Raw genomic sequence first — 16,366 nt, forward strand, 5'->3', positions numbered from 1 at the left:
AGGGGGTGTCTGATACATGAGCGTGGGAGAAGGAGCGGTGTCCGGTGCGTGCGGTCGCAAGGCGCCGGGGCGTCCTCGTGGCGGAGCCACGTGGGCGTTTCGGCAACGCCGCGAGCGTACGTGCCGGGCGCCGCGACGCCACGGGCATGTGTCAGACACCCCCTAGCCCGCCGCGTCGACGAGTGCCAGTTCGTGGAGGCGGTCCGGGGGGCCCGGGCGGGCGTAGTACCAGCCCTGGGCCGTGTCGCAGCCGAGGATGCGGAGCTGTTCGGCCTGGGCGCCCGTCTCCACGCCCTCGACCGTGACCGCGAGGTCCAGGCTGTGGGCGAGGGAGACGATGCCCTCCACGATCTTCAGATCGACCGGGTCGGCGGGGAAGTGCTGCATGCCCTGGGTGAACGAGCGGTCCAGCTTGAGGACGCTGACGGGGAGGCGGCGCAGGTTGGCGAGGTTCGAGTAGCCCGTGCCGAAGTCGTCGAGGGCGATGTCGACGCCCATCTCCGCCAGGCGGCGCAGCGGTTTGAGGCGGTCGTCGTCGGCGCCGATCAGCGCGGACTCGGTGACCTCCAGGCAGAGCGCGTCGGGTTCGAGGCCCTCGCGTTCCAGGATGTCGACCGTGTCGGAGACCAGCCCGGGATGGGTGAGCTGGCACGGCGAGAGGTTGACGTTGATGCGCAGGTGTCCCGCGTCGCCGTGCCGTTCCTGCCAGGCGCGGGCCTGCCGGACGGACTGTTCGAGCACCCAGCGGCCGAGGGGCACGATGAGGCCGGTGTGCTCGGCCAGCGGGATGAACCGGTCGGGGCCGAGGACGCCGTGCTGCGGGTGCAGCCAGCGCACCAGCGCCTCGGCACCGCGCACGCTGCCGTCGCCGAGGTGCACCAGCGGCTGGTACTCGATGAAGAACTCGCCGCGGTCGAGCGCGGCCGGCAGGGCCGTGGTGAGCCCGTGCCGGGTGATGGCGCGCGCGTCGGCCTCCGGGTCGGCGAGCTCGAACCGGTTGCCGCCCGCGGACTTGGCCCGGTACATGGTGATGTCGGCGCTGCGCAGCACCTCGGCGGCGCCGCGCTCGCCCGCGGCGCCTTCGACGACGCCGATGCTGCCGCGCACGGTCAGGTCCCGGCCGTCGATGCTGATGGGGGTGACGAGCGCGTTCATGATGCGGCCGGCGAGCTCGTCGACCTCGTGCTCGGTGTCGGGTCCGGTCGTCAGCGCCACGAACTCGTCGCCGCCCAGCCGGGCGACCATCTCGCCGGGCGCGGTCGCGCAGGACTGCAGCCGGTCGGCGACCTCGACGAGCAGCCGGTCGCCCGCGGCGTGCCCGAGGCTGTCGTTGATGGTCTTGAAGCCGTCGAGGTCGAGGTAGCACAGCCCGAACCGCTGCCCGGATCCCGCGGCCAGCGCCTTCTCGAGCCGCTCGAAGAACAGGGTGCGGTTCGGCAGTCCGGTGAGCGCGTCGTGCGTGGCCTCGTAGCGCAGCCGCAGGTTGAGCAGCCGCCGCTCGGTGGTGTCCTCCATCAGCGCGAGCTGGTACTGGGGCAGGCCGTCGGCGTCCCGGAGCAGGGACACCGTCAGGTTGGTCCACAGGGCGGTGCCGTCGGGCCGGTAGAAGGCCTTCTCGACGTGGTAGTGCTCGCGTTCGCCGTTGACCAGCTCCTCGTACAGCCGCCAGACCTGGGGGGCGTCGTCGGGGTGGGTCCAGTCGGCGACGTTGCGGCCGCGCACCAGCGGCTCCGAGCCGCCGAACATGCGCAGCAGAGCGCCGTTGACCTGGAGGATGTTGCCGTCCAGGTCGGCGATGCCGATCCCTATGGCGGCGCCCTCGAAGACCGCCCGGAAGCGTGCCTCGCTCGCGTGCAGGGCCTGGGCGACGGCGCTGCGCGCGTTCAGCGCGGCGGCGGAGATGGCCTCCTGCTCGGCGAGGGTCCGCTCCCGCAGCTCCTGGGCGAAGCCCGCGGCCATGGCGTGCTGCAGCCTGGCGGAGCGGGTGCGCAGCGCCTCCCGGGGTCCGTCGCCGGCGCAGTAGAGCACCAGGTAGGCGTCGACGCATTCGAGGCTGCGGCTGAGGGCCTGCGGGTCGGTGCAGTGCGCGGCGACGAGCGCGGCGCCGATCGCCTGGCCCTCCGCGCTGTCGAAGTTCCGCGCCCGCAGTGCCTCGCTCAGCCGCCGGGCGAGCGGCAGGAGCTGCCGTTCGAGCTCCGGCCGGTTCAGCGCCGTCGACGTCACCGGGAAGACCGCCCGGCTCCAGATGGTCGCGAACCTGCGCAGTCTGTCCTCCGGTCCGTCCGGCTCGCCGCTCACGCGGAGCGTCCCACGCCGGCGAAACCGGAGAAGGCGAAGGGATCCTCGTCCTCGGGTGCCGTGTCGGGCCGCCACTCGGGCATCGGCACCAGTCCGGGCTCCACCATGTCGTACCCCTCGAAGAACCGCGCGATGTCGTCGCGCGACCGCATGATCAGCGGGTTGCGGATGTCCTTGTACACGTCGACCGCCCCCTCGGCCCGTCCCTGCGGGAGCGGGATCCCCTCGAAGGAGGCGTGGGTGAGGACGAGCAGGCTGCCGGGCGCGAGCGCGTCGCGCAGTTCGGCCACCGCACTGTACGGGTCGTCCGTGTCCTCCACGAAGTGGAGTACGGCGACGAGGAGGAGGGCGACCGGCCGGTCCAGGTCGATCAGCTGCCGCACCTGCGAACTGGCCAGGATCTCCCGGGGCTTGCGCAGATCGGCCGCGAGGACGTCCGCGTGCTCGTTGCCGCTCAGGACGGCCTCGCTGTGGGCGACGGCCACCGGGTCGTGGTCGACGTACATGACGCGCGCGCCGGGGCTCGCCGACTGCGCGACCTCGTGGACGCTGCCGTAGGTCGGGATGCCGGAGCCGATGTCCAGGAACTGGGTGACACCCTCGTCCAGCGCGAAGCGGACGGCGCGGCGCATGAACGCCCGGTTGGCCTGCATGATCTTGGGGAGTCCCGGCATGAACTCCATCGCCTTGCGGGCCGCCTCCCGGTCGACCTCGAAGTTGTGCGAACCGCCCAGGTAGTAGTCGTAGATGCGGGACACACTCGGCACCGAGATGTCGATGCTCCGGGGTGCCCAGGCGGGACGCTCCATCTATCTCTCCAAGGCGTAGGCGATCCGGTGTTCGAGCTGAGGCTACTGATCGTCCGCCAACAGGGCGAGTCAAAACGGAAATTGACCGTCCGTTCCCGGTCACTGCCTCCGGCACATGCCGAATTGCCGCGCGCCACAAGCCTCTTGAACACGCCGTGCACGTACCGCTGAAATCGATCCGAAGCGTTCCAAAGAGCGCGGCCGGGCGTTACGGAACGTCGCGGAGGCATCCGGAGAGTCGCCGGGAATTTTTTACCCGGAGTCCCACGCTCCGCACCGTACCGGAGCCGGGTACGGCAGCGCGCAGCGGTCCGCCCCCTCCGTCGTGGTGCGGAGGGGGCGGACCGGGGACATGCGCGCCCGGACGTGCGCGCGTTCCCTCTACTTCGGCGCGCCGACCGGCTTGCCGTCGGACGAGACGGCGTACCAGGTGCCGCCGACGCCCTGGCCGTTGGTGTCCCCGGCCGCCTTGTCGCCGGAGAAGGTGTAGATCGGCCAGCAGTTGACGGTCATCTGCTTGACGCCGTCGGGCCGGGTGAAGCCCATCAGGCCCTTTTTGGCCACGCCCTTGGTGTCGTTCTTCTCGACGGGCGCCACCGCCGGCCACTTCTCGGCGCAGGCGCCGGTGCAGGCCGACTTGATCGGCCAGGCCGAGTCCTTCATGAACCGGTAGACCGTCATGCCGTTCTTGTCGACGACGATCTCACCCAGTTCGGGGTCCTTGCGGGTGGAGAGTCCGGGCAGCTCCGAGGCCGAGGCCTTCTTGCCGTCGGGGGCGGACGCGTACCAGGTGCCGCCCACGCCCTCGCCCTTGGTGTCACCGGCCTTGGTGTCCTTGGCGTACCGGTACATCGGCCAGCCGTCGAGGGTGAGCTGCTTGGTGCCGTCGGCGCGGGTGACCTCGCCGAGCAGCGCCTTGTCGACGCCGGCGGCGGCCGAGGCACCGCCGGCCGGGACGGCGGGCCAGGCCTTCGCGCAGTCGCCGTCGCAGGCCGACTTGGGCGGCTCGGCCGTGTCCTTGTCGAACCGGTAGAGGGTGAAACCCGCGCTGTCGGTGACGATCTTCCCGAGCTTCGTGTCCTCGGCGACGGTGAGGCTGCCGGCGGACTCGGCCGACGCCGCCTCCTGCTTGCCCTGCTCGTCCTTGGAGTCGGCGCCGTAACCGGCTCCGCCGCCGGAGTACCCGTCGGCGGCGGCCTGGGCTCCCACGTTCTGGGTGCCCGCTCCCGCCGACTGCCCGCCGTTGTCCTGACCGCACGCCGTCGTGAGTGCCAGCACGGCCGCAGCTGACGCTACGAGTGAGGCGTTACGCCAGGAGGTCTTCATGGTCAACTCCCGTTGATTTGCTTGGCTGTTGCAGCCGACTGCTGTCCACCGCGTCCGACCCTGGGTACGGGCGGCGGTGGGGGAAGTGTTCAATCGGGCCCGGATTTCTTTCCGGAGCCCGCGCCCCGCTCCGGGTGAACAGCTCACCTGTGCGCATACCGGGAGAGCCGGCGCACCAGCTCCCAAACCCCACCGAGCCGGATCTCCCCCGTTCGGGTCAATCCGCCCGGACCGGGGCGTGCCGGGCGCTGCGGGCGCTCATGATCTCCGTCGTGCATCGACCCACACGGACCCGGGCCGGCCTGCCCGTACGGCTGCTCGCGGTGCTGACGCTGTGCTGGCTCCTCGGGGCACCGGGCACTCCGGCGTCCGCCGACGCCTGCGCCTACGCCTCGACCGGCCCGGACGGCACGGACGCCGTGGCGGTGGCGGGCGACGGCCCGTGCTTTCCGCCCACGACCCCGCCGCCACCGCCCACTCCGAAGCCGCCACCACCGCCGCCGCCCCCGCCGAAGCCCACGCCACCGCCCGAGCCCACGCCACCGCCGAAGCCCGCCCCCGAGCCCACCCCGCGCGCACCGAAGCCGCCGCCACCGCCCCGGGCGCGGCCGGTCCCGGTGCCGCCGCCCGCCCGGGCGGTGCCGCCACCGCCGCCCGCGCCGTCGCACTCCCCGAGCGCGCGCCCGAAGCCGTCGCCGCCCCCTTCGCCGTCACCGGTGAGCTATCCGCCGCGGCGCACGGCCGCGCCGGGACGTCCGCCCGAGGGCGGGCCGTCCCTGGTGACGCTCACCCTGCTCATCACCGCGCCCGCGGTACTCGCCGTAGCGGCGCTCCGTCCCCGCTGACCCCTGGAGACTTCCTTGCCGGAATGGCTTGTTCTCGCCCTCGCCATGGCGTCCGCGTGCGTCGTCGTCCTCATCGTGGCCCTCGTGCGTCACCGCACGGCGCGCGAGGACGAGGATCCGTCCGAGACCCCGGACGTGATCGAGTACATGACGATGATGATCGGCGTGGTGTACGCCATCGTCCTGGGTCTCGCCATCGCGGGCGCCTGGGAGGCGCGCAGCGCCGCCCAGGACCATGTGCAGGCGGAGGCCCAGGCCCTGCACGAGATCTCGGCGCGGGCCCGCGTCTACCCCGCCGACGTCCGCGACCGCATCCGCGCCGACGTCAACGCGTATGTCGGTCACGTCGTCACCACCGAGTGGCGGTCGATGGCGGACCACGGCGAGGTGACGGCCCGTGGCGGCCGGCTGCTCGACCGGGTCCGCGAGGACGTCACCGACTATGTGCCGAGGACGGACTTCGAGGCGCAGGCGTACCAGCCGCTCGTCGACCAGGTGGCCGCGGCCGACGCGGCACGCGCCTCCCGCGCCGACTCCACGGGGGCGACGATGCCGGGCGTGGTGTGGTTCGGGCTCATCACGGGTGCCTTGGTCACCATCGGCATGGTCTTCGCGCTGCAGATCCGCCGTACGACACGGGAACTGATCCTGGCGGGCCTGTTCTCCGCGCTGATCGCCTTCCTGCTCTTCCTGATCTGGGACTTCGACGCCCCCTACAGCCGGGGGCTCGCGTCCTCGACGGAGCCCTACTTCGCCCTCTTCCCGGGACTGAGGGGCTGAAGGGCCGAGACGCCGAGGAACGGAGGGAGCGGCAGGGGGCCGGGGGGCGGCCGTGAACCGGGGGCCGGGGGCGGGCGCGATACGCGGACGGCCCGTCGCCCCGGGACCCAGGAGGGTCCGGGGCGACGGGCCGTCCGGGCAGCGGCGGCCGTCGGTGCGAGCGGCGGCTCAGACGCGCTTCCCGGGCCTGCGGCGGACCCAGAACAGCGCGCCGCCGGCGAGGGCCGCGCTGACCAGTCCGCCGCCGATCGCCATGTCGGCCGGTGTCGCCCCGGTCGAGCTGCTGCCGCCGAGGCCACCGCGGACACCGCCGATCACGGTGAACGCGTTGGGGCGCGTCAGCGAGCCCCTGCCGTCGCAGTTGACCGTGACGTCGTACGAGCCGGGGGTGGCCGAGTCGCGGACGGTGGCCACGCCCCTCGACGTCTCGCCGCCCTGCCGTTCCGGGGAGAGCCTGGTCCGGGGGAAGGCGTTCGACGTCATGGTGCCGCCGCGCGGGCAGCCGTCGACCGTGACCGTCAGCCGCCCGCCGGGGGCGATGACGCTGGGCATCACCATGATGTTGCTGGGGTTGTTCCACCCCCCGGCCACATGGTCGGGGGCGTTCGCCGCCCCGGCCGCCGGGGCTGCGAGCGCCACGGCGGCGAACGTGGCGGCAGAAACCGCCAGAGCACGAGTAGTACGCATATGATCCTCCGCGGAAGACGCCCCGGGCACCGTCCCCGGTGGATGGGCGAGAAAGCGCCTCCCAGACAGACCCTCAGATGCCGCGTACGGGGCCGCATTTCGGCGATGGTCCGTCCTGGTGAGCCAACACGCCGGGCGCGTTCCTGACGGAGCGACATCGCCGCAGGTCACCGACCGTGGCAGATTTCCTCCCCGGGGCGACTCGGATGGCGCACGATCTCCTCGCCCGCCACCCGTTCGCCCTTTCCCCGTCGCCCGCCGGGTGTGCCGCGCTTAGCGTTCTCGTATGCGCGACGGACGCGGTGACGGCCGTGTCGAGAGGGGATGGCGAATGGCTGTGTCCGAGGTTGCCGAAGAGGAGGGCCGGCGGAGGAGGCGCGCGCCGTGGGGCGCGGTGGCGCTCGTCCTGCTCACCGGTCTCGCTCTCATCCGCAACGGTTCCGGCGAGTTCGACGTGGGCCCGCCTCAGCCCGCTTCGGCGGCGGCGGCGGAGAACAGCCGGCCCCCGGCAGCCACGTTCACGAAGGGGCCGGCCGCGCTGCCGTACTCCGCGGTGGACCGGGTGCGCATTCCGGCGATCCAGGTGGACGCGCCGGTGACGCCGGTGGGTCTCGACGTGGACGGCTGGGTGGACGCCCCGCCGGCCGAGGACCCGAATCTCGCGGGCTGGTTCACCGGTGCCGTCTCGCCCGGCGAGAAGGGCACGTCCGTGATCGTCGGCCATGTCGACAACAAGCGGGGGCCCGCCGTCTTCTACGGTCTCGGCGCCCTGAACAAGGGGAACCGGATCGAGGTGCAGCGGGCGGACGGAAAGGTCGCCGTGTTCGGGATCTACGGCGTCGAGGTCTTCGAGAAGGACGACTTCCCCGGGGAGCGGGTCTACGGGAACGCGGAGACTCCCGAACTGCGGGTCATCACCTGCGGGGGCGGTTTCTCCAAGCAGAACGGCTACGCCGGGAACGTCGTCGTCTTCGCCCGCCTGACCGAGGTCCGCTGAGCGGTCCGGTGACAGGCGGGCGAAGGCCCGTCACGGTCCTACGTCCACTCCCGCTCCCGCCGCGGCACGGTGAGGTGGTATCCGGAGTCGAGCAGCCACGGAAGATAGCGGCGCAGGGCCCGCGCGCTCTGCGAGCGGTTCCCCCCGGCGTCGTGCGACAGCACCACGACGCCGCGGCCGGCCCCCTCCTCGACCGCGTGGACGATGGCGCGGGTTCCCGGCCGCGTCCAGTCGCGTGTGTCGAGCGTCCACGCCATCGGCTCCATGCCCAGCTCGGCGCCCAGCTGGAAGGCCGCCCGGTTCCAGGCCCCGTAGGGCGCGCGGAACCAGAGCGGGGGGCGGCCGCAGGCGTCCTCGATGACCTCGCAGGTGCGTTCCATCTCGGAGCGGATGGCGCGCCTGCTCATCCTGGTGAGCAGGGGGTGGCCCCAGGTGTGGTTGCCGACGACGTGCCCGTCGTCGGCCATCTCGCGCAGCAGGTCCTTGTTGTAGGACGCCATCTCGCCGCAGACGAAGAACATCGCGCGGACGTCGTACCGGCGCAGGGTGCGCAGGATGTCCGGCGTCCAGCTCGGGTCGGGGCCGTCGTCGAAGCTCAGGACCATGCTGCGGCCATGTCCCGGGACCCGCAGGATCGGCTTCCGGCGGACGGCGGTCCGCGGCGGCGACAGGTGCGGCGGGCCGTTCCCGGCGAGGGGCCGAAGGCGGTAGGCGCGGTAGGCGGACGGTCCCTGCGGGTGGTGCGTCTGGGGCCCCGCCGCCGCGGACGCGTGCGCCGGGCCGGGGTCCGGGCCGGCGGCGAGGAGGTGTGCCGCGCTCGCGGCCGAGGCCGCCCCCAGGGCGGCGACGCCGGCGGTCAACACCCGGCGCCGCGTGAGCAGCTGATCCTTTTTCATGATTCATGAGTGGCCCGGACGGGGTGCGCCGCACCGCTCCGACGCCGAGAAGCAGCGCTAAAACACTCGATGAGATGATTTTCCGTGTACCGGCCACTCTGTCCGCGCGGGGCGGCGGGACCTGCGGTTTCCGATAGCCTCACCCCCGTGACGGAAGAGCAGCGCGCGCATCGGTTCGAGCGGGGTACGGACGGACCGAAGGTCATCCTGGTGGGAGTGGACGGCTCCGACTCCTCGCTCCGGGCCGCGGCGTACGCGGGCGGCCTCGCCAGACGGCAGCGGGCGCTGCTCGCGGTCGTCTACATCCAGCCCGTGATGGCGGCCGGAGCGGCCCTCGGCGTGCCGGTCGCCGAGACGACCGACGAGATCGCCGAGGACCTGATCCAGTACATCCGCGACGCCACCGAGCGGGTGAAGGACATATTCGACGTGCGCTGGGAGTTCCACACCTTCCGCGGCGACCCGTACAACGGCCTGGTCACGGCGGCGGACGAGCTGAAGGCGGACGCCGTGGTGGTCGGCGCCTCGGAGCAGGCCGGGCACCGCATCGTCGGCTCGGTGGCGATCCGGCTCGTGAAGGCCGGACGCTGGCCGGTCACCGTGGTGCCGTAGCACCCCGTCCGGCGCGGCGGTGAGCGGACGCGGGGCCGCGCCCGCGGCCCGCGCGGAAGCGGAGGACGGCCGGGCGGCCGGGCGGCCGGGCGGCCGGGCGGCCGGGCGGCCGGGCGGCCGGGCGGCCGGGCGGCCGGGCGGCCAGTGCGTGGCGTCTTCCGTTGACGGCGCGAGTGGACCATCATGATCCGCCGTCAGCCGATTGCCGTCCGCGAAGAGGTGAGGCTCATGGCCGGGCTCCGGATGGGTGAGGGCATTCTCCGCCGCAAACCCATTGAACACATCGAAGAGACGGAGGCCGGCGAGGGCGGCAGGCTCGACCGGTCACTCGGCCTGTGGCAGCTGACCGCGATCGGTGTCGGCGGCATCATCGGCGCGGGCATCTTCACCCTCGCCGGCACGGTCGCCAACGGCACCGCCGGCCCCGCGGTCCTCGTGTCGTTCCTCATCGCCGGACTCGCGAGCGCGGCGGCCGCGCTGTCGTACGCGGAGTTCGCGGGCCTCATCCCGAAGGCAGGCTCCGCCTATACGTACGGGTACGCGGTGCTCGGCGAGTTCGCGGGCTGGTTCATCGGCTGGGACCTGCTCCTGGAGTACACGGCGATCGTGGCGGTGGTCGCCATCGGCATCTCCGGCTACTTCAGCTTCCTGGTCGGCGAGACGGGCGCCGACCTGCCGCACTGGATGCTGGGCGCGCCCGGCACCGGCGACGGCCACCGGGTCGACCTGTTCGCGGCGGTGCTGTGCCTGCTCATCGCGTATCTGCTGAACCTCGGCATGCGCAGCGCGGCCCGCTTCGAGACGGTCGTGGTCGGGCTGAAGATCCTCGTCGTGCTCCTGGTGATCGGCGTCGGCGTCTTCCACATCGACACCGGCAACTACAGCCCCTTCTTCCCGTACGGGGTCGGCGGGGCCTTCACGGGCGCGGCGACCGTCTTCTTCGCGGTCTTCGGCTACGACGCCATGTCGACGGCGGCCGAGGAGTCGAAGGAGGCCCAGAAGCACATGCCGAAGGCCATCATCTACTCGCTCGCCATCTCGATGGTGCTGTACGTGGCGGCCTGTCTGGTCCTCACGGGCATGCAGGACTACAAGGAGATCGACAAGGAGAGCGGCTTCTCGACGGCGTTCAAGTCGGTCGGGCTGAGCGGTCTCGCCGACGTGATCGCGGTCGGCGCCATCATCGGCATCCTCACCGTGATGTTCACGTTCATGCTGGGTGTCACCCGGGTCTGGTTCTCGATGTCCCGGGACGGGCTGCTGCCGAAGTGGTTCGCGAAGACGCACCCCACCCGGCACGTGCCGACCCGGGTGACGTGGATCGTGGGATTCGCCTCGGCCGCCATCGCCGGGTTCCTGCCGATCGGCGAGGCGGCCGAACTCACCAACATCGGCATCCTGCTGGCGTTCGTCGTGGTCTGCGTCGCGGTGATCGTGCTCCGCTACAAGCAGCCCGACCTGCCGCGGACCTTCCGCACCCCGTGGATGCCGGTGGTCCCCGCCCTGGGCGTGGTCTTCTCCATCTGGCTGATCACGTTCCTGCAGTGGCAGACCTGGGTGCGGTTCGCCGTCTGGTTCGTCATCGGGTGCGTGATCTATTTCGGGTACTCCTACCACCGCTCGGAACTCGCGGGCACCGGGCGCGAGGACTCCCGCTGAGCGGTCCGCCCGCCGGCGGCGGACCGTTCGTCGTACCGTTCACCGACCGCTTCGACCGCCCGTCGCACAGCCGTGTCCGGTGGCTGTCGGCGGGCGGCGCCCTGCGCTGACATACGGCCATGACGGCCGGAGCCACCACCATCACGCACCGGGCGACCACCGCCGAGCACGAACTGGCAGCACTGCAGCGCGAGCACGGGCGACCGCTCTTCGCCCTGCTGCTGCGGCTCAGTGACGGCGACCGGCAGCGCGCCGAGGACCTGGTGCAGGAGACGCTCGTACGCGCCTGGCAGCACCCCGAGGCGCTGCGCGCCGGCGACTTCGACTCCGTACGGCCCTGGCTGCTCACCGTCGGGCGGCGCCTGGCGATCGACGCGCGGCGGGCCCGGCAGGCGCGGCCCGCCGAGGTCGGGGACGAGGTGCCGGAGAGCGCGCGGGTCTGCGCCGACCACGCCGAACGGTCGGCGGCGACCCTCGATGTGCGGGAGGCTGTGAAGACTCTCACTCCGGAGCACCGTGACGTCCTGGTGCAGGTGTACTTCCGCGGGGCGAGTGTGGCGGAGGCCGCGGCGGCGCTGGGGATCCCGCCCGGTACCGTGAAGTCCCGCGCGTACTACGCGCTGCGCGCCCTGCGCCGGGTACTTCCGGGATACGCGGCCGACCTGCGGTGAAACCGGAGGCCGGGTCAAGCCTCCGTAAAGCGCCTTGCCGAGGACCAGGGTTGAGTAATCGGCTGTCCTCATCCGTGTTCCGGACTGGAGCCCGGGGTCGGGCGACGCGCACGCACCGGAGGAGGCAGAGGGGATGCTGCACAGAGGGCAGGAGAGCACGGACGGCACAGGCGGCGGTGAACTCACCGTTCCCATGGCCTGGTTGTACGCCGAGTACATCGCGGACGAGCTGCTGCGGACCGGGGACCTGATGCCGCCCACGTCCTTCGAGTTCCGCGCGGGCCGCGACGCCCTGGCGCTGACCATCTTCCTCTCCGACAGCGACGGCGAGCTCCCGGGCATCCGGGTCGTCTCGCAGCTGGAGACCTGGCTCTCGCTGACGGCGTACGACCAGCCGTGGCAGGACTGGGTGGCCGAGCGCATGGCGGCGCTGGACGCCGAGGCGGACGAGACGGGCGGTCCCGCCCCGGACCTGGAGCTGGCGGCGGCGGCCTGGCGGTGGCTGGAGGAGACCGAGCTGCTCGCCCCCGACCTGGACGCGGTGCCCGGCGGGGGTCCCGTGCCGGGCGAGGACGACGGTCCGAAGGTGTGGACGCCGGCCTGGCGGCTGGGGCTCCCGCTGGGGCATCTGGCCATTCACCTCTTCTGAGGCGGCCTCCGGCTTCCGCGACTCCCGCGTTCCCGTCCGGCTCCCGTGGGCCGAATCCCGGATCCGACCAATCCGCGAGGCCGGCCGCTCCGAATGTCTCGCCCGTTTCCGTACGGGCTTGAATGATTCGGCGGTCCGGTCCGTACCGGTGGGCAGGCAACACCACCCCCGCCCCGCTCCCCCGGCTCGAGGATTTGGTATGAGGTCCCTGGAACGGCACCGTGACGTCGGTGCCTACGCGCTCGGCGTGCTGGACGAGGCGGAAGCCTTCCGCTTCGAGGACCACCTCATGGAGTGTCCTCGGTGCACGGCGCACGTCAGCGAGTTCCGCCCCGCCGCCCGGCAGCTGATGCTCTACCGCCGGGCGACACCACGCCTCGTGCATCCGTTCGCCGCACCCGGACCCCGGCTGCTCGACCGGCTGCTCGGCGAGGTGGCGACGCGGCACCGGGCCGGGCGCAGGCGGTGGCTGTACGCGGTGGCGGCGGCCGTGGTGCTCGCGGTGGGCGGCCCGGCGATCGCCCTGGTCGGCGGGGAGGACGCCGGGACGACGCGGGTGGCCGCGACGGACGCGTCGACCGGGGTGTGGGCACAGGTGACGGCGGAGGACCGGGACTGGGGCAGCGAGATCGACGTCCGGGTCAAGGATGCCAAGGGCCCGCACGCCTGCCGGCTCGTCGCGGTCGGCAGGGACGGCTCCGAGCAGACGGTGACGAGCTGGATGGTCGCCGGGCACGACGACGACGCGACCCGTGTGCGGGGCGGCGCGGCCCTGCGTCCGGACGACATCAGCCGGTTCGAGGTGCGCACGGCGGGCGGCGAGCGCCTGGTGACGCTCACGTCGCCCTGAGACCCTCCGCCCCCGGCCGCGCCGTCCCGGGGGCCGCCGGCCGGGGCGGCGCCTACTTGAGCAGCCGCGACATCCGGCGGTCCGCCAGCGGTTTCCCGCCGGTCTGGCAGGTCGGGCAGTACTGGAGCGCGGAGTCGCTGAAGGAGACCTCCCGGACGGTGTCGCCGCAGACGGGGCAGGGCTCACCCGTCCTGCCGTGCACCCGCAGACCGCTCTTCTTCTCGGCCTTGAGGCTGCCGGCGGCGAGCCCGCGGGAACGCTCGACCGCCGCCGTGAGCGTGGAGCGCAGCGCCTCGTACAGGTGGCGGGTCTCCTCCGGGGTCAGCGAGGAGGCGAGTTTGTACGGCGACATGCGGGCGGCGTGCAGGATCTCGTCGCTGTAGGCGTTGCCGATGCCCGCGATCAGGCCCTGGTCGCGCAGTGCGCCCTTGAGGCGGCGCCGCTCGCCCTCCAGCAGCCCCGCGAAGCGTGCTTCGTCGAAGTCGCCGGCGAGCGGGTCGGGTCCGAGCCGGGCCACCGCGGGGATGTCGGCCGGGTCCCTTACGACATGGACCGCGAGCCGCTTCTGCGTGCCGGCCTCGGTGAGGTCGAAGCCCTCACCCGTCTCCAGGGCGACCCGCAGCGCGAGGGGCCCCTTGCCGGGGCGGGGCGGGCCGTCGGGCAGCCGGTCCTGCCACCGCAGCCAGCCCGCCCGGGCCAGGTGCGTCACGAGATGCAGTCCGTCCGCCTCGATGTCGAGGAACTTGCCGTGCCGCCGCACCGAGGTGACCTCGCGGCCCTCGAAGGCGGTCAGCGGCGGGTCGTACGTCTTCAGGACGCTGATGGCGACGGGCAGCGCCCGCACGACCCGGTGGCCGACGAGGCGGCCGGTGAGGAAGCCCTTGAGCGCTTCAACCTCGGGCAGTTCCGGCATACGTCCAGAGTGCCACCCGCCGACGGCACCGCCACGCGGCTGCGCCGCGGCCCCCGGCCCGGTCAGCCCCGGGAGGCCGCTGTGCCGGCCGTCGGCGTGACGAACTCGCACCACACACACTTGCCGCCGCCGCGCGCCTCCACGCCCCACACGTCGGCGAGCTGGTCGACGAGCATGAGCCCCCGCCCGGAGACCCCGGACTCGCCGGCCTCCCGGCGGCGCGGCAGGGCGCTGGAGGAGTCCTCGACCTCCGCGCGGACCCGGCGATCGGGTCCGGTCAGGGCCCGCAGGGTGACGACCGCCGCGCCCTCGGTGTGCATCAGCGCGTTGGTGATCAGCTCGTCGGCGGCCAGTTCGATCTCGTCGGCCCTGTCCCCGGCGCCCCAGGCCCGGACGGCGGCGCGGATCATGTGCCGGGCCTCGGTGAGCGCCTCGGGATCGCCGGGGGCCACGTGCTGCTGGACGCGGCCCCCGACGCGCTGGGCGACGTGGGAGCGGCGGCTGAGCAGCAGGAGCGCCACGTCGTCCTCGCCGCCCCGCTCCTCGGCCTCGTCGATCAGCCGGTCCGCGAGGTCGCGTACGTCGTCGGGGCCGGTGCGGACCAGCTCCATCAGGGCGCGCATGCCGTCGTCGAGGTCGGCGCCGGGCTGTTCGACGAGCCCGTCGGTGCACAGCAGCAGGGTCTGGCCGGGGTCGAGTTCGAACGCCTCGACCCGGTACTCCAGCCGGCCGAACTCGGCGGACAGGCCCAGCGGCAGACCGCCCTCGACGGTGAGCCGGCGGCACGTGCGGTCGGTGTGCCGGACGAGGGGGTCGATGTGGCCGGCCCTGACGAGCTGGACGACCCCGGTGGACAGGTCGACCTCCGCGTACAGGCAGGTCGCGAAGCGGTCGGTGTCGAGTTCGTGCAGGAACACCGAGGCGCGGGCCATCACGGTGGCGGGGGTGTGTCCCTCGGCGGCGTAGGCGCGCAGCACGATGCGCAGCTGGCCCATGACGGCGGCGGCGTGCGTGTCGTGGCCCTGGACGTCCCCGATGACGGCACCGACCCGGCCCCCGGGGAGGGGGATCAGGTCGTACCAGTCACCGCCGATGTCGCGGCCGAAGGAGGCGGCGCGGTAGCGGACGGCGATGTCGGCGCCGGAGACGCTGGGGATGGAACGGGGCAGCATGGCCTGCTGGAGCCCCTGGGCGAGGTCCTTCTCCTGCTCGTAGAACATCGCCCGCTGCAGGCTCTGGGCGATGCTGCTGCCGAGGGCGAGCAGGACGTTGCGGTCCTCGTCGGAGAAGCCGCGCCGGTCGTCGTAGAGCAGGCCCATCGCGCCGATGGGGCGGGCCTGCGCGATGAGCGGCAGATAGGCGGCGGACGTGATGTTCAGAGCGGTGAGGCCCGGCCACAGCTTGGGGTACGAGGCCGCGAACTCCTCCGGGGACTCGATGAAGAGGGGGGCGAGGGTGCGGACCGTCTCGCTCATCGGGTAGGGCTCGTCGATCCGGGTGACGTGGGTGCCCGGCACCCGGCTGCCCTCGGGGCCCTCGGCGACGAGCCGGATGCGTCCGGCCTCCACCAGGCCCATGACGACGCTCGCGGCTCCGAGGTGGGTGATGCCCTGGGACGCCTCGACGACGTCGATGACGTCCTGCACGGTGCGGGCGTGCGCGAGGGCCGCCGTGGTCACCTGCACGACGTTCGTCTGCTGGCGCCGCACCTCGTCCTGGGCAGCCTGTTCCCGGCGGGCGACGCTGTCGGCGAGTTCCTGCGTGGCGTCGCGGACGATGCCGACGATCTTGCGCGGGCGGCCGTTCTGGTCACGCCCGATGTAGCCCTGGGTGTGCGTCCAGCGCAGCGACCCGTCCCGGCAGCGGATGCGGAAGTACGCTCCGTAGTTCTCGCTGCCGTCCTTCAGGGCCTGCGCGACCATGGTGTCGAGCCGGGCGGCCTCGAACGGCGGCACCCGCTGGGACAGGCTCTCGGCCTGACCGTCGAATTCCTCGGGGCGCAGGTCGAAGACCTCGTGGGCCCGGGCGTCCAAGTGCATCTGACCGCTGTCCAGGTCCCACGCGAAGCCGCCCATGAGGTTGAGCGCCAGGATCGGATTCGGGTGGGCGGGCCAGTCGTCCGGCAGTGACAGGGCGCTCGCTCCCCGTTCAGCCATGTGCCCACCTTGTCAGGATCCGGCCGATTTGGCGATTCCGCGCGCGCCTCGTTCTCCGGGCGGGATCCGCTCCGGTCCCCGGCCCGCCGGAGGGCGTCGCCCGGCGTCGCGGGCGCTGTTTGCCGGTCGTGGCCACGGGCAATGCGTCCTTCGTCGCGCGGGTCGCGGCCGTCGGCCGTTCGGATGATACGGGCGCGCGTCGGTCACCCCGCGTCACA

At 72.7% G+C, this 16,366-nt stretch carries 15 protein-coding genes; 8 read left to right on the forward strand and 7 right to left on the reverse strand.

What is annotated here, in order from left to right:
• Positions 1–162: 162 nt before the first annotated feature.
• The 3 genes from ACFY93_RS18135 to ACFY93_RS18145 form a co-directional block, all read right to left on the reverse strand.
• Positions 163–2,298, reverse strand: coding sequence for an EAL domain-containing protein (locus tag ACFY93_RS18135; protein WP_391359690.1), 2,136 nt, complete (start codon positions 2,296–2,298; stop codon positions 163–165).
• Complete coding sequence (locus ACFY93_RS18140) at positions 2,295–3,107, reverse strand: SAM-dependent methyltransferase (RefSeq protein WP_391359692.1); 813 nt, start codon at positions 3,105–3,107, stop codon at positions 2,295–2,297. The genes ACFY93_RS18135 and ACFY93_RS18140 overlap by 4 nt, the downstream gene beginning before the upstream one ends.
• A 381-nt stretch (positions 3,108–3,488) precedes the next feature.
• Positions 3,489–4,433, reverse strand: coding sequence for an SCO0930 family lipoprotein (locus ACFY93_RS18145; protein WP_391359695.1), 945 nt, complete (start codon positions 4,431–4,433; stop codon positions 3,489–3,491).
• 272 nt (positions 4,434–4,705) lie between these two features.
• Here ACFY93_RS18145 and ACFY93_RS18150 point away from each other — a divergent pair, with 272 nt between their 5' ends.
• Positions 4,706–5,278, forward strand: coding sequence for a hypothetical protein (locus tag ACFY93_RS18150; RefSeq protein WP_391359697.1), 573 nt, complete (start codon positions 4,706–4,708; stop codon positions 5,276–5,278).
• Between the two features lie 15 nt (positions 5,279–5,293).
• The gene (locus ACFY93_RS18155; protein ID WP_391359700.1) at positions 5,294–6,058 is read left to right on the forward strand and encodes a hypothetical protein; all 765 of its coding nucleotides are present in this window, start codon (positions 5,294–5,296) and stop codon (positions 6,056–6,058) included.
• Between the two features lie 168 nt (positions 6,059–6,226).
• On the opposite strand, the gene ACFY93_RS18160 is transcribed toward ACFY93_RS18155, so the two are convergent.
• Positions 6,227–6,745, reverse strand: coding sequence for a hypothetical protein (locus ACFY93_RS18160; protein ID WP_391359703.1), 519 nt, complete (start codon positions 6,743–6,745; stop codon positions 6,227–6,229).
• 331 nt (positions 6,746–7,076) lie between these two features.
• Here ACFY93_RS18160 and ACFY93_RS18165 point away from each other — a divergent pair, with 331 nt between their 5' ends.
• On the forward strand, positions 7,077–7,742 hold the full coding sequence (locus tag ACFY93_RS18165) for a class F sortase (protein WP_391359706.1): 666 nt from the start codon (positions 7,077–7,079) through the stop codon (positions 7,740–7,742).
• A gap of 38 nt (positions 7,743–7,780) precedes the next feature.
• On the opposite strand, the gene ACFY93_RS18170 is transcribed toward ACFY93_RS18165, so the two are convergent.
• Positions 7,781–8,638, reverse strand: a complete 858-nt coding sequence (locus ACFY93_RS18170; protein WP_391359709.1) for a polysaccharide deacetylase family protein — start codon at positions 8,636–8,638, stop codon at positions 7,781–7,783.
• Positions 8,639–8,785: 147 nt separating this feature from the next.
• On the opposite strand from ACFY93_RS18170, the gene ACFY93_RS18175 reads away from it, so the two are divergent.
• The 5 genes from ACFY93_RS18175 to ACFY93_RS18195 all read left to right on the forward strand — a co-directional run bounded on the left by ACFY93_RS18175 (position 8,786) and on the right by ACFY93_RS18195 (position 13,079).
• Positions 8,786–9,250, forward strand: coding sequence for a universal stress protein (locus ACFY93_RS18175; RefSeq protein WP_391359711.1), 465 nt, complete (start codon positions 8,786–8,788; stop codon positions 9,248–9,250).
• A 228-nt stretch (positions 9,251–9,478) separates the two neighbouring features.
• Complete coding sequence (locus ACFY93_RS18180) at positions 9,479–10,909, forward strand: amino acid permease (RefSeq protein WP_391359714.1); 1,431 nt, start codon at positions 9,479–9,481, stop codon at positions 10,907–10,909.
• 119 nt (positions 10,910–11,028) lie between these two features.
• Complete coding sequence (locus ACFY93_RS18185) at positions 11,029–11,580, forward strand: sigma-70 family RNA polymerase sigma factor (protein ID WP_391359717.1); 552 nt, start codon at positions 11,029–11,031, stop codon at positions 11,578–11,580.
• Between the two features lie 133 nt (positions 11,581–11,713).
• Positions 11,714–12,229: a hypothetical protein gene (locus ACFY93_RS18190; RefSeq protein WP_391359720.1), complete on the forward strand. Its 516-nt coding sequence runs from the start codon at positions 11,714–11,716 to the stop codon at positions 12,227–12,229.
• A 199-nt stretch (positions 12,230–12,428) separates the two neighbouring features.
• Positions 12,429–13,079, forward strand: coding sequence for a zf-HC2 domain-containing protein (locus ACFY93_RS18195; protein ID WP_391359724.1), 651 nt, complete (start codon positions 12,429–12,431; stop codon positions 13,077–13,079).
• Between the two features lie 52 nt (positions 13,080–13,131).
• Here ACFY93_RS18195 and ACFY93_RS18200 read toward each other — a convergent pair whose 3' ends face one another.
• Both ACFY93_RS18200 and ACFY93_RS18205 read right to left on the reverse strand, forming a co-directional pair.
• A complete protein-coding gene (locus ACFY93_RS18200; RefSeq protein ID WP_391359727.1) occupies positions 13,132–13,992 on the reverse strand; it encodes a DNA-formamidopyrimidine glycosylase family protein in 861 nt (286 codons plus the stop codon).
• 62 nt (positions 13,993–14,054) lie between these two features.
• Entirely contained in the window at positions 14,055–16,148 is a 2,094-nt protein-coding gene (locus ACFY93_RS18205) for a SpoIIE family protein phosphatase (RefSeq protein ID WP_391359730.1), read from the reverse strand.
• Positions 16,149–16,366: the final 218 nt, after the last annotated feature.

It is taken from the genome of Streptomyces sp. NPDC008313, from assembly GCF_042956125.1.
GTDB lineage: Bacteria > Actinomycetota > Actinomycetes > Streptomycetales > Streptomycetaceae > Streptomyces.

Bases quoted from the DNA above. Each gene is read 5' to 3' on its own strand.
- ACFY93_RS18140 (WP_391359692.1), bottom strand. From the start codon at position 3,107: ATGGAGCGTCCCGCCTGGGCACCCCGGAGCATCGACATCTCGGTGCCG.
- ACFY93_RS18145 (WP_391359695.1), bottom strand. From the start codon at position 4,433: ATGAAGACCTCCTGGCGTAACGCCTCACTCGTAGCGTCAGCTGCGGCC.
- ACFY93_RS18160 (WP_391359703.1), bottom strand. From the start codon at position 6,745: ATGCGTACTACTCGTGCTCTGGCGGTTTCTGCCGCCACGTTCGCCGCC.
- ACFY93_RS18165 (WP_391359706.1), top strand. From the start codon at position 7,077: ATGGCTGTGTCCGAGGTTGCCGAAGAGGAGGGCCGGCGGAGGAGGCGC.
- ACFY93_RS18170 (WP_391359709.1), bottom strand. From the start codon at position 8,638: ATGAAAAAGGATCAGCTGCTCACGCGGCGCCGGGTGTTGACCGCCGGC.
- ACFY93_RS18180 (WP_391359714.1), top strand. From the start codon at position 9,479: ATGGCCGGGCTCCGGATGGGTGAGGGCATTCTCCGCCGCAAACCCATT.
- ACFY93_RS18185 (WP_391359717.1), top strand. From the start codon at position 11,029: ATGACGGCCGGAGCCACCACCATCACGCACCGGGCGACCACCGCCGAG.
- ACFY93_RS18190 (WP_391359720.1), top strand. From the start codon at position 11,714: ATGCTGCACAGAGGGCAGGAGAGCACGGACGGCACAGGCGGCGGTGAA.
- ACFY93_RS18195 (WP_391359724.1), top strand. From the start codon at position 12,429: ATGAGGTCCCTGGAACGGCACCGTGACGTCGGTGCCTACGCGCTCGGC.
- ACFY93_RS18200 (WP_391359727.1), bottom strand. From the start codon at position 13,992: ATGCCGGAACTGCCCGAGGTTGAAGCGCTCAAGGGCTTCCTCACCGGC.
- ACFY93_RS18205 (WP_391359730.1), bottom strand. From the start codon at position 16,148: ATGGCTGAACGGGGAGCGAGCGCCCTGTCACTGCCGGACGACTGGCCC.